The 11,953-nt window shown below is 73.2% G+C and carries 14 protein-coding genes; 5 read left to right on the plus strand and 9 right to left on the minus strand.

The window, feature by feature from the left end; translation table 11 throughout:
- Positions 1-40 precede the first annotated feature (40 nt).
- A complete protein-coding gene (locus AB0G14_RS28920) occupies positions 41-2,077 on the plus strand; it encodes an acyl-CoA dehydrogenase family protein (RefSeq protein ID WP_357702774.1) in 2,037 nt (678 codons plus the stop codon).
- 54 nt (positions 2,078-2,131) lie between these two features.
- Here AB0G14_RS28920 and AB0G14_RS28925 read toward each other — a convergent pair whose 3' ends face one another.
- The 8 genes from AB0G14_RS28925 to AB0G14_RS28960 form a co-directional block, all read right to left on the minus strand.
- Positions 2,132-2,299, minus strand: coding sequence for a hypothetical protein (locus tag AB0G14_RS28925; protein ID WP_357702753.1), 168 nt, complete (start codon positions 2,297-2,299; stop codon positions 2,132-2,134).
- A gap of 9 nt (positions 2,300-2,308) precedes the next feature.
- On the minus strand, positions 2,309-2,914 hold the full coding sequence (locus AB0G14_RS28930; RefSeq protein ID WP_350684697.1) for a hypothetical protein: 606 nt from the start codon (positions 2,912-2,914) through the stop codon (positions 2,309-2,311).
- A 166-nt stretch (positions 2,915-3,080) separates the two neighbouring features.
- The gene (locus AB0G14_RS28935; protein WP_357702755.1) at positions 3,081-3,473 is read right to left on the minus strand and encodes a transcriptional repressor; all 393 of its coding nucleotides are present in this window, start codon (positions 3,471-3,473) and stop codon (positions 3,081-3,083) included.
- On the minus strand, positions 3,470-3,769 hold the full coding sequence (locus AB0G14_RS28940; protein WP_091104136.1) for a metalloregulator ArsR/SmtB family transcription factor: 300 nt from the start codon (positions 3,767-3,769) through the stop codon (positions 3,470-3,472). The genes AB0G14_RS28935 and AB0G14_RS28940 overlap by 4 nt, the downstream gene beginning before the upstream one ends.
- A gap of 43 nt (positions 3,770-3,812) precedes the next feature.
- Positions 3,813-4,679: a metal ABC transporter permease gene (locus AB0G14_RS28945; protein WP_357702757.1), complete on the minus strand. Its 867-nt coding sequence runs from the start codon at positions 4,677-4,679 to the stop codon at positions 3,813-3,815.
- 1 nt (position 4,680) lies between these two features.
- On the minus strand, positions 4,681-5,442 hold the full coding sequence (locus AB0G14_RS28950; protein ID WP_357702759.1) for a metal ABC transporter ATP-binding protein: 762 nt from the start codon (positions 5,440-5,442) through the stop codon (positions 4,681-4,683).
- Positions 5,439-6,404 carry a metal ABC transporter substrate-binding protein gene (locus tag AB0G14_RS28955; protein ID WP_357702761.1) on the minus strand — a complete coding sequence of 322 codons (966 nt, stop codon included), beginning with the start codon at positions 6,402-6,404 and terminating at the stop codon, positions 5,439-5,441. The genes AB0G14_RS28950 and AB0G14_RS28955 overlap by 4 nt, the downstream gene beginning before the upstream one ends.
- Positions 6,405-6,458: 54 nt before the next feature.
- Complete coding sequence (locus AB0G14_RS28960) at positions 6,459-6,716, minus strand: hypothetical protein (protein WP_357702763.1); 258 nt, start codon at positions 6,714-6,716, stop codon at positions 6,459-6,461.
- A gap of 26 nt (positions 6,717-6,742) precedes the next feature.
- Here AB0G14_RS28960 and AB0G14_RS28965 point away from each other — a divergent pair, with 26 nt between their 5' ends.
- From AB0G14_RS28965 to AB0G14_RS28975, 3 genes are all read left to right on the plus strand, one after another.
- Positions 6,743-7,084, plus strand: coding sequence for an antibiotic biosynthesis monooxygenase (locus tag AB0G14_RS28965; RefSeq protein WP_350710738.1), 342 nt, complete (start codon positions 6,743-6,745; stop codon positions 7,082-7,084).
- 126 nt (positions 7,085-7,210) lie between these two features.
- The gene (locus AB0G14_RS28970) at positions 7,211-7,684 is read left to right on the plus strand and encodes a hypothetical protein (protein ID WP_350710893.1); all 474 of its coding nucleotides are present in this window, start codon (positions 7,211-7,213) and stop codon (positions 7,682-7,684) included.
- A 116-nt stretch (positions 7,685-7,800) separates the two neighbouring features.
- Positions 7,801-9,180, plus strand: a complete 1,380-nt coding sequence (locus AB0G14_RS28975) for a glycine--tRNA ligase (protein WP_350710736.1) — start codon at positions 7,801-7,803, stop codon at positions 9,178-9,180.
- Positions 9,181-9,249: 69 nt separating this feature from the next.
- On the opposite strand, the gene AB0G14_RS28980 is transcribed toward AB0G14_RS28975, so the two are convergent.
- Entirely contained in the window at positions 9,250-10,224 is a 975-nt protein-coding gene (locus AB0G14_RS28980; protein WP_357702766.1) for a type IV toxin-antitoxin system AbiEi family antitoxin domain-containing protein, read from the minus strand.
- A 177-nt stretch (positions 10,225-10,401) separates the two neighbouring features.
- Between AB0G14_RS28980 and dusB the strand changes: the two genes are divergently transcribed.
- On the plus strand, positions 10,402-11,574 hold the full coding sequence (gene dusB, locus AB0G14_RS28985; protein WP_357702768.1) for a tRNA dihydrouridine synthase DusB: 1,173 nt from the start codon (positions 10,402-10,404) through the stop codon (positions 11,572-11,574).
- The last annotated feature ends 379 nt before the right edge of the window (positions 11,575-11,953 follow it).

The raw sequence follows: 11,953 nt of genomic DNA on the forward strand, positions 1-11,953 counted from the left end.
ATCCGGCGCCGACCAGCCCGCGGCGAAGGACACCGAAGGCATGCCGACGGCAGCCGTCGACCGGCCCGCACCGCCCGGGGGCGCGGCGGCCGGCACCGGGCAGGCCGCGCCGGCCGCCGCCGGGGGCAGGCCGACGGCCGGCGCGGCCGGGCCGCTGCCGAAGGAGGCGGGACAGGTCTCCGAGAAGGAGGCCCGCCAGGTCGCCGAGGCGGCCCGCGAGTCCTCGTGGGACCGACCCAGCTTCGGCAAGGAACTCTTCCTCGGCCGCCTCCGGCTCGACCTGATCAACCCCTGGCCGCGCCCGGACGCGGCGGACGCCGCCCGGGCCGACGAGTTCCTCGGCCGGTTCCGCGAGTTCCTCACCTCCGAGGTGGACGGGGCGGCCATCGAACGGGACGCGTCCATCCCGGACGACGTGTTCCACGGCCTGGCCCGGCTCGGCGCGTTCGGCATGAAGGTCGACCGGTCGTACGGCGGGCTCGGGCTGAGCAACCTGCACTACTGCCGCGCGCTCATGCTGGCCGGCTCGGTCAGCCCGGCGATCGGCGCGCTGCTGTCGGCGCACCAGTCCATCGGGGTGCCGCAGCCGCTGAAGATGTTCGGCACCGCCGAGCAGAAGCAGCGCTTCCTGCCCCGCCTCGCCGCCGGCGAGGTGTCCGCGTTCCTGCTCACCGAGCCGGACGTCGGCTCCGACCCGGCCCGGCTGGCCACCACCGCCGAGCCGACCCCCGACGGCACCGGCTACCGGCTCAACGGGGTGAAGCTCTGGGCCACCAACGGCACCGTCGCCACCCTGCTCGTGGTGATGGCCCGGGTCCCCGCCGCCGAGGGGCGGCGGGGCGGGATCACCGCCTTCGTCGTCGAGGGCGACGCCGAGGGCATCACGATCGAGCGGCGCAACGCCTTCGTCGGCCTGCGCGGCCTGGAGAACAGCCTCACCCGCTTCCACGACGTCTTCGTGCCGAAGGAGAACGTCATCGGCGGCGAGGGCAAGGGCCTGAAGATCGCGCTGACCACCCTGAACACCGGGCGGCTGTCGCTGCCGGCCATGTGTGTGGGCGCCGGCAAGTGGGCGTTGAACGTGGCCCGGGAGTGGGCCGCCGACCGGGTGCAGTGGGGCCGGCCCGTCGGCGAGCACGAGGCGGTGGCCCAGAAGCTCTCCTTCGTCGCCGCGACGACGTACGGCATGGAGACCATGCTCGACCTGTGCTGCCTGCTGGCCGACGACGACCGCAACGACATCCGGATCGAGGCGGCACTGGTCAAGCTCTACGCCAGCGAGATGGCCTGGAAGATCGCCGACGAGCTGATCCAGATCCGGGGCGGTCGCGGCTACGAGACGGCCGACTCGCTGGCGGCGCGGGGCGAGCGCCCGGCCGCGGTCGAGCAGCTGCTGCGGGACCTGCGGATCAACCGGATCTTCGAGGGCTCGACCGAGATCATGCACCTGCTGATCGCCCGGGAGGCGGTCGACGCGCACCTGTCCGTCGCCGGCGACATCATCGACCCGGACGCCGGGCTCGGCCGCAAGGCGAAGGCCGGCGCGCGGGCCGGCGTCTTCTACGCGAAGTGGCTGCCCACCCTGGCCGTCGGCAAGGGCCAGCGCCCGTCGGCGTACGGCGAGTTCGGCCCGCTCGCCGGCCACCTGCGGCAGGTCGAGCGCGCCTCGCGCAAGCTGGCCCGGTCGACGTTCTACGCGATGTCCCGGTGGCAGGGGAAGATGGAGCGCAAGCAGGCGTTCCTCGGCCGGGTGGTGGACATCGGCGCGGAGCTGTTCGCGATGTCCGCCGTCTGCGTGCGCGCCTACGCCGAGCGGGACACCCGGCCGGAGAACGTCGAGCTGGCCGACCTGTTCTGCCGGCAGGCCCGGGTCCGGGTCGACGCGCTCTTCACCGCACTGTGGGACAACACCGACTCGGTCGACACGGCCGCCGCGAGGCGGATCCTGGCCGGGCGCTACGCCGGCCTGGAGGAGGGGGTGGTCACCCCGGCCGACGACCTGCCCTGGGTGGCGCGCTGGTCGCCCGGCCCGTCCGCCGCCCCCGACGTCCGCCGCCGCATCCCGCCCTCGGCGTGACACCGGCCCGCCCGGCTGCCGGGCCGGTGTCCGACCGGCCCGGCAGCCGGCGGGTCAGCTCGCGACGGCCCAGGCCAGGATCGCCGCGAGGAGCAGCCCGTTGAGCACGGCCAACCCCAGGTACGCGGCCGGCGGGATCTTGCGGCCCTTGCGGACGAAGTTGACCAGCACGGCGGCGTAGCCGAGCAGCAGGATGGCGATGACGACCAGGAAGTAGAACACCCGACGACCTTAGCGGCCGGCCCGCAGGCCGAGTTGGCGCAGCTCCAGTGCGGCGAGCGCGTCGACGGTGGCGTCGTCGCCGCGCCGCCACGCCTCGGCCACGTCGGGCGCGATCCGGGTCAGCCGCCCGAGCGGCTGGGTGGCCAACGCCCGCAGGGCGAGCAGGTCCCGGCCGGCGGGCACGGCGGCCAGCCTGGCCGCCGAGGCGGCCCGGCGCATCCAGCGCACCCGCAGCGGCAGCCAGCCGAAGAGCACCAGGCCGAGCGGGAAGACCAGTACGGCGACGGCCAGCGCGAGGGCGAGCTGGTCGACCAGCTCCTGCTGGTCCCGTCCGGCCTCGGCCAGCGACCGGGCGGCGCCGGCGGCCCGCTCGAACGGCGCGGTCAGCTCGTCGCCCACCAGCGGCACCCGGCCGACCTTGCCGCCCGCCTCGGCCAGGTTGTCGGCCAGGCCGCCGCCGGCCCCCTCCAGCTTCTGGCCGGGTACGGCGAGCTTCTGGACGAGGTCGTGCAGCCACAGCGCGCCGCGGACCGCGCCGTACACCCAGGCGACGACGAGCAGGTCGGTGATCAACTGTCGGACGGCGGTCGGGAAGCGATCGGCGTAGATCTTCACGCCGGACAGCGTGCCACGCGCGACCGTTCCGGGCACCTGGGCGCGGTCGGCACCGCCGTGCCCGTCCGGCCCGCGACGGCCGGATCTCGCGCGGTCCCGGACAGTCTGGCCAGCCGCCGGCAGGCCCGGCTGCGCCTGGTGTCCGGCTGACCTGTCGTGGCGGGTCTCAGCGGGCGCAGGCCGGGCAGGTGCCGAAGATCTCCAGGGTGTGGCTGACGTCGGCGTAGCCGTGCTGCGCGGCCACCCGCTCCGCCCAGCTCTCCACCGCCGGCCCGGCCACCTCCACGGTGCGGCCGCAGCCGCGGCAGACCAGGTGGTGGTGGTGCCCCTCGCTGCACCGGCGGTAGAGGTGCTCGCCGCCCGGCGGGCGCATCACGTCGATCTCGCCCGTGTCGGCGAGCCCCTGGAGGGTGCGGTAGACCGTGGTCAGCCCGACCCGCTCGCCGCGCTCGCGCAGCATCGCGTGCAGCTCTTGCGCGCTGTGGAAGCCCTCCATCTCGGCGAGCAGCGCGCTGACCGCCGAGCGCTGCCGGGTGTTGCGGACCGCCGAACTCGTCATGACCCCTCCCCGGCGTGGCTGACCGCGTCGGCCACGATGTGCGCGACGTGCTCGTCGACCAGGGCGTACGCGATCTCGCGCCCCCGTCGTGAGCCGCGCACCACGCCGGCGCCCCGCAGCACCCGCAGGTGCTGGGAGACCAGCGGCTGCGCGGCGCCGAGCTTGTCCACCAGCTCGTGCACGCAGCGTTCGCCCTCGGCGAGCTCGCTGACGATGGCCAGCCGGATCGGCGCCGACAGGGCACGCAGCAGCTCGCTCGCCCCCTCGAAGGCATCGTAGCCTGATCCGCCGGTCACCCCGTAACGGTAACCAATCCCATCGGCACGTCGCTGACCAGGATCAGCGGAGCACGACCTCGTGCGGCTCGGGCGCGGGCGCGGCGGCCGGGGTGCGCCGCCGGCGCAGCACCCGCCAGGCCGCGCCGAGGAGCGCGACCGCCCCGAACGAGGCGATCGCCATCAGCACCACCGACGCGCCGGGCGCGGTGTCGGCGTTCGCCGCCACCCAGACCCCCGAGCCGGCGGCGAAGAGGCCGAGCGCCGTCGCCGCGGCCATCGTGCTGCGGAACCCCCGGGTCACCTGCTGCGCGGTGGCCACCGGCACCACCATCAGCGCGCTGATCAGCAGCACGCCGACGGCCCGCATGGCGATGGTCACGGTGACCGCGGTGGCCACCGCGAGCAGCATGTTGAGCGTGCGCACCGGCAGCCCGGAGACCCGGGCGTACTCCTCGTCGTGGCAGACCGCGAACAGGGCCGGGCGCAGGGCCAGCATGGTGACCAGGATCGCCGCGCCGAGCACCGCGATGGTGGTCAGGTCCCCCGGCGAGATCGTGGTCAGCGACCCGAACAGGTAGGCGTTGAGGTTGGCGCTGGTGCTGTCGGAGAGCCCGACCAGCATCACGCCGCCGGCGATGCCGCCGTAGAAGAGCAGCGCCAGGGCCAGGTCGCCGGAGGTGCGCCCCCGGGCGCGGACCAGCTCGATGGTGATCGCGCCGACGGTCGCCACGACCACCGCGACGAGCACCGGGGACCGGTTGAGCAGCAGGCCCGCGCCGACGCCGGTGAGCGCCACGTGCCCGACCCCGTCGCCGATCAGCGCGAGCCGCCGTTGTACCAGGTAGATGCCGAGCGCCGGTGCCGCCAGGCCGATGACCAGCGCGCCGATCAGGGCGCGCTGCATGTAGGGGTACTGGAAGAGTTCCATCTCAGCTGCTCCACAGCCCGGCGGGCTCGTCGGGACCGTGCGGGTGCACGTGGTCGTGGTCGGGCTCCGCGTGGTGGCCGGCGGGCTCGGGCACCACGCCGTCGTGGCAGATCCCACCCTGGTGTACGACGACCGCCCGGCTGATCAGCGGTCGCAGCGGCCCGAGCTCGTGGGCCACCAGCAGCACCGTGCCGCCGCCGCCCACGAAGTCGTGCAGCGCCCCGGCGAACGCCTCCTGGCTGGCCGCGTCCACCCCGGCGGTCGGCTCGTCGAGGACGAGCAGCTCCGGCTGGCCGGCCAGCGCCCGGGCGATCAGGGTGCGCTGCTGCTGCCCGCCGGAGAGCGTGGCGACCGGGTCGCGGGCCCGGTCGGCGAGCCCGACCGCCGCCAGCGCCGCGTCGACGGCGGCCCGGTCGGCGCGCCCGGGCGGGCGCAGGACGCCCCGGCGGGCCAGCCGGCCGGAGGCCACCACCTCGCGGACGGTGGCCGGTACGCCGCTGCCGGCGCCGAGGCGCTGCGGGACGTACCCGACGCGGTGCCACTGCCGGAACCGGCGCAACGGGTGGTCGAAGAGGGTGACCGACCCGGAGCTGAGCGGCACCAGGCCGAGCACGGCGCGGATCAGGGTGGACTTGCCGGAGCCGTTGGCGCCGAGCACCGCGACCACCTCGCCGGCGGTCACGGTCAGCGAGACGTCACGCAGCACGGGGCGGCCGTCGTAGCCGACCATCCCGTGCGTGACGGTGATGACTGGGGATGTCACGAGCAGCTCAACGCCGTCCGCAGGGCCTGCAGGTTGGTGCGCATCACCGAAAGGTAGTCGCCGCCGTCGGTCGACAGCCCCTCCAGCGGGTCCAGTACCGCGGTCTTCGCGCCGACCTGGTCGGCGATGGTCTGGGCCACCTTCGGGCTCACCAGCGTCTCGAAGAAGATCGTCGTGGCCTTGTGCTCCCGGGCCTCCTCGATCACCTCGGCGAGGCGCTGCGGGGACGGCTCGTTCTCCGGGCTCAGCCCGGTGATGCCGATCTGCTCGAGCTGGTAGCGCTCGGTCAGGTAGCCGAACGCGGTGTGGCTGACCACGATCTCCCGCCGCTGGCACGTCTTCAGCCCGGCCGTGAACTCGCCGTCCAGCTTCTCCAGCTCGGTGCGCAGCGTCGCGGCCCGCGCGGTGTAGTCGGCGGCCCGCTCCGGGTCGGCCTTGCCGAGCCGCTCCGCGAGCCTGTCGCCGACGGTGGCCAGGCGGGTCGGGTCGAGCCAGAGGTGCGGGTCCTTGCCGCCGCCCTCCTCCTCGGCGTGGGGCTCCCCGGTCGCGTCGGCCTCACCCTCGTGCTCGTGCTCGTGCCCGCCGGCCGCCGCGTCGCGCAGCGGCTGCACGGTGGCCACGTCGAACGCGCGGTCCCCGGCGTTCTGCTCGACGGCCTCGTCCACGTTCGGCTGGAAGCCCTTCAGGTAGACGACCAGCTCGGCCTGGCTGACGTCGCCGACCTGCCCCGGGTTGAGTTCCAGGTCGTGCGGCTCGGCCCCGGGCTTGGCCAGGTTGGTGACCTTCACCGCGTCGCCGCCGATCCGCTCGGCGAGGAACTGGAGCGGGTAGAAGGCGGCCACCACGTCGACCCGCTGCGGGTCGGTGCCGGCCGCGTCGTCGGAGCAGGCGGCGACGCCGCCGAGGGCGAGCAGGGCGGTGGTGGCGGCGGCCAGGGTGCGCGGGGCGGAGCGGATGTTCATGCCATGAACTCTCCGCGACAACGACAATGATTGTCAAAAACGCATGCTTGCATGTCAGAGCAGCTTCACCAGGCCCGCGGTGACCAGCAGGGTGAGCACCACCAGCCGGATCACCCGGGTCGGCGCCGTCTGCACCGACCAGGTGGTGACCAGCAGCGCGGCGACGGCCGCGGCGAGCAGCAGGGTCAGCAGCCCGCCCACCACCCCGGGGGTGAAGAACGCGACCAGCGCCAGCACCAGGGTGACCAGGAACACCGTCGTCGGGTTCGCCCGCGCCAACCGGGCCGGCAGGGGGCTCTGCGTACGCTGCATCCCACAGACTCTACGAGGAGGAACCCGTGCTGGTGACGAACCGGTTCGTGGTGGACGTCGATGTCGCCGACGACTTCACCGAGCGGGCGCACGCCGCCCTCGCCGCGCTCGCGGCCCGTCCCGGTTACCTGCGCGGGCAGCTCGTCCGGGCGCTGGACGACCCGCGCCACTGGTGCCTGGTCACCGAGTGGGAGTCCGTCGGCACCTACCGGCGTGCCCTCGGCGGCTTCGACGTCAAGGTCACGGCAGTGCCGCTGCTCGCCGAGTCGGTCGACGAGCCGTCCGCGTACGAGGCGCTCGCCACGGCAGCGCCGGGCGGGGACGTGGTCGTGGCGGCCAGCGATCGGGCCGCTGGTCCGTACCGCTGAGCCCGCGGGCACTAGATTGCTCTCATGACCGCTCCCGGATCGGCGGCACCGCCGCCGTACTCTTCGCTGCCCGGCCAGGAGGGGGCGCAGCCGCCCGTCGTGCCCGGCCCGCCGGCGGATCCGGGCGTGCCCGCCCCGCCCCCCGGCCCCGGGGTGGCCCCGCCGTTCGCGGCGCCGCCCACCGAGGGGCGTAACACCCGGCTCTGGCTCGGGCTGGGCGCCGGGGCGCTCGCCGTGCTGCTCTGCTGCGGTGGCGGCGGCGCGGCCGTGGTGGGCCTGGCGGTGACCGGGGTGCAGGCCGTGCGGGAGCAGGGGCGCACCGTCTCCACCGACTACTACCAGGCGCTGGTCGAGCGGAAGTACGGTGCCGCGTACGACCAGCTCTGCGACGACGCGCAGCGGCGCGAGTCGCGGCGGGAGTTCGAGCGCCGGGTCGCCGCCGAGCCGCAGATCGCCGCCTTCCGGGTGGGCGACGTGGACGCCACCACCCTGACCGTGCCGGTGGACGTGACCTACACCGGCGGCCGGCAGGACCGGCAGGAGGTCGTCCTGGGGCAGGACCGGCAGACCGGTGGCATGGAGGTGTGCGGGGTCAACTGACCCGCCCCCGGTATTCTGCTGGGCTCGGGCTGGTGCTGGTCGTACCGTTGTCCCGAACTGCTCGTTCCGTCCTTCACCGCGTCCCCGCCGACCGCCAGTCGGCGTAGGAGGAAAACATGCCAGCCGACCGTATCGACGCCGTCGTCAGCCTCGCCAAGCGCCGAGGCTTCGTCTTCCCCTCCAGCGAGATCTACGGAGGCACCCGGTCGGCGTGGGACTACGGTCCGCTCGGCGTGGAGCTGAAGGAGAACGTCCGCCGGCAGTGGTGGAAGACCATGGTCCAGCAGCGCGACGACGTGGTCGGCCTCGACTCCGCCGTCATCCTGGCCCGGGACGTCTGGGCCGCCTCCGGCCACCTCGACGCCTTCGTCGACCCGCTGACCGAGTGCCAGTCCTGCCACAAGCGGTTCCGGGCCGACCACCTCGAGGAGGCGTACGAGGCCAAGCACGGCAAGCCGCCGGCCTCGCTGACCGAGCTGAACTGCCCGAACTGCGGCAACAAGGGCACCTTCACCGAGCCGAAGATGTTCAACGGCCTGATGAAGACCTTCCTGGGCCCGGTGGAGAGCGAAGAGGGCATGCACTACCTGCGCCCGGAGACCGCGCAGGGCATCTTCGTCAACTACAAGAACGTCGAGACGGTCGCCCGCAAGAAGCCGCCGTTCGGCATCGCGCAGACCGGCAAGTCGTTCCGCAACGAGATCACCCCGGGCAACTTCATCTTCCGCACGCGCGAGTTCGAGCAGATGGAGATGGAGTTCTTCGTCGAGCCGGGCTCCGACGAGCAGTGGCACGAGTACTGGCTCCAGGAGCGCTGGAACTGGTACCTCGACCTGGGCCTGTCGGAGGACAACCTGCGCTTCTACGAGCACCCCAAGGAGAAGCTCTCCCACTACTCGAAGCGCACCGTCGACATCGAGTACCGCTTCCAGTTCGGCGGCACGGAGTTCGCGGAGCTGGAGGGCATCGCCAACCGCACCGACTTCGACCTGTCCACGCACAGCAAGCACTCCGGCGTCGACCTGTCCTACTTCGACCAGACGAAGCAGGAGCGCTGGGTGCCGTACGTCATCGAGCCGGCCGCCGGCCTCACCCGGGCGGTGCTGGCCTTCCTGCTCGAGGCGTACGACGAGGACGAGGCGCCGAACACCAAGGGCGGCGTGGACAAGCGCACGGTGATGCGGTTCGACCCGCGGCTGGCCCCGGTCAAGGTGGCGGTGCTGCCGCTGTCGCGCAACGAGGCGCTCTCGCCCAAGGCGAAGGGCCTCGCCGCGGACCTGCGCAAGCGCTGGGTGGTGGAGTTCGACGACTCGCAGGCGATCGGCCGCCGCTACCGCCGTCAGGACGAGATCGGCACGCCGTTCTGCGTGACGGTCGACTTCGACACCCTCGACGACAACGCGGTGACCGTGCGGAACCGGGACACCATGGCCCAGGAACGCATCTCCCTGGACCAGGTCGAGCGCTACCTGATCGAGCGCCTCCCCGGCTGCTGAGCTGTAAGGAAGGGCCCCTTCTTAACGTTTTCAGTAGAGGAGGGGCCCCTTCCTAACATCCCGGACCGCTCACCCGTCGTTACCCGGCACGTCAACGGGCTGGACGCGGACCCGGTTCGCGGCGCCGAGGCCGCGCCGGGATTCGTACGCATCCTCCACGGTGCGGCGGACTCGCGCCGGGTCGCGACGGATCTGCGCCGGGGTGAAATGCAGGATCAGGATGCCGTGCCGGCTCAGTTCGTTGTGCCGGTCGAGCGTTCGCGCCCAGTCACCGGGACTGAAGTGGTATTCCTGCGAGTCGACCTCAAGCGCCACCGCCGAGTCGGCGAGATATCCGTCGGGGGTCGGCAGCGACGTGCCGTTGCCGGCGGTCAGGCGCGGATTCCACCGGATCTCCGGCAACACCGGACTGCTGGTCAAACACTCCCGCAACTCCGCCTCCGGCGCCGACCGGACGCCCTGGACAACCTCGGAGAACGCCTTCCTGACCAGCGCGGTCCGGCTGCGCCGGGCCCGGCCGATCTCCTCGTCTAGCCGGGCGAGATCGGTGAACCCACGCTGCACGGCCTCGGCGACGATCGCGCGTACCGGACGCAGGTGGCGCAGGTCGCGCGCCGCGTCCACGACCGCCCGCGCCGGCGAGCACACCCGGTAGACCGACGCCTGTCGGGCCTTGGCGTCCAGGGCAAGGGCCCGCGCGACCCGGGCGAATCCCGCCGAGCTGCGCCGTGCCTGGTGCGGCACGATCAGGTGTACGTCGTCAGTGCGCGGGCTCTGCCGGAAGCCGTACCAGATCAGCGCGGCGAGCCCCGTGAGCTGTGCCTCCGGCCCGGCGTAGAGCGCCGCCGCGATCCGTCGCTGCTCGTCGGTCAGGGTGCCGGTGACCAGGGCGTACGTGCCGGGCAGTACGCGCTGCCACTGGCTGCGCCGGGTCTGGCGGTATAGGTACATGTCGTCGAAGCCCGCGGCCAGCAGTTGGGCCCGGGTGACGATCTGCTGCTGTCGCTCCGCCGCGTCGGCGAGTTCGGGTGGCTGCTCACGCATGAGGCGCAGCATGGGCGCAGGATGATCCCGTGTCCCGCCCAACCGATCGGTCTGTGGACGGCGCTGCCCGCTGTGGAGAACGCCCGACGCCGCCCCGATTGTGATATGCGTCGTGTTAGCAGGGGACCCCTCCACTGCACCAGACGTTAGGAGGGGGCCCTTCCTTACACTTGTGCGGTGACCGCGCCGACCGTTCCCGCACTGCGCCCGCTGACCCTCGGGCGGCACCAGGTGTGGCCGCCGGTGGTGCTCGCTCCGATGGCGGGCATCACCAACGTCGGCTTCCGGCAACTCTGCCGGGAACAGGGCGGCGGCATCTACGTCTGCGAGATGATCACCACCATCGCGCTGGTGGAGCGGAACCCGAAGACGCTGCGCATGATCGCCTTCGGCGCCGACGAGCGGCCCCGCAGCCTCCAGCTCTACGGCACCAACCCCGAGATCACCGCCGCCGCCGTGCGGATCGTGGTCGAGAAGGACCTCGCCGACCACATCGACCTCAACTTCGGCTGCCCCGTGCCCAAGGTCACCCGCAAGGGCGGCGGATCCGCGCTGCCGTGGCGGCGCCGGCTCTTCGCCCGCCTGGTCAGGGCCGCGGTGGACGCCGCGTCGCCCGCCGGGGTGCCGGTCACGGTCAAGATGCGCAAGGGCATCGACGACGACCACCTGACGTACGTCGAGGCGGGCCTCGCCGCGCAGGACGCCGGCGTGGCGGCGGTCGCCCTGCACGGGCGTACGGCGGCGCAGCGCTACTCGGGCACCGCCGACTGGGACGCCATCGCCACGCTCAAGCAGGCGCTCGACGTGCCGGTGCTCGGCAACGGCGACATCTGGGAGGCCGACGACGCGCTGCGGATGGTGGCGCACACCGGCGTCGACGGGGTGGTGATCGGCCGGGGCTGCCTGGGTCGCCCGTGGCTCTTCGCCGACCTGGAGGCCGCGTTCAACGGACGCCCCGAGCGCCGGCTGCCCAGCCTGGGCGAGGTCGCGCAGACCATGCGCCGCCACGCCGAGTTGCTGGTCGACCAGTTCACCGCGGGCGCGCGCAACCCCGCGCGGGGCGAACGGGACGGCTGCACCGACTTCCGCAAGCACGTCGCCTGGTACCTCAAGGGCTTCCCGGTGGGCAGCGAGCTGCGCCGCGAGCTGGCGATGATCGAGAGCCTGGCCCAGCTCGACGACCTGCTCGGCAAGCTCGACCCGACCGAGTCCTTCCCGGTCGCCACGCTCGGCCAGCCGCGCGGGCGCACGAACTCGCCCGGCAAGGTCTTCCTGCCCGACGGCTGGCTCGCCAGCCGGGACGACGACACGGTGCCCGAGGGCGCCGAGCTGGCCGACTCCGGCGGCTGACGGGACCGGTACGACAGAGCCGCGCGGCTGCGGCTTTGCTGAGGTCTGCTGCTGGTCAGGCATTGCGCTGCCGTGTCTGCCCGGGCGGTACCCGGGCCTGCCAGCCTTCCGCTGCCGAGCTGCCCGCACAGACGGGGCAGTGAACGGCTCCGGTTGGTCCCATGGACGGGGCAGCTCGACAGCGTTCCACCACCACCCCCGACGTCGGCTCGAAGCCGGCAGTGAAGCGCCGGTCGCGCGGCTGACAGGGCGGCCGGACCGCGTACGGGTACGGAGACGACGACAAGGGCCGGCCCCGTTCGGGGGCCGGCCCTTGTCGGTGGTGGTTGTCTGGATCAGGCGGCGTAGCCGCGGGTGGCGATCCAGTCGGCGAGGGCCT

The organism is Micromonospora sp. NPDC023814, from assembly GCF_040639595.1.
Lineage (GTDB): Bacteria > Actinomycetota > Actinomycetes > Mycobacteriales > Micromonosporaceae > Micromonospora.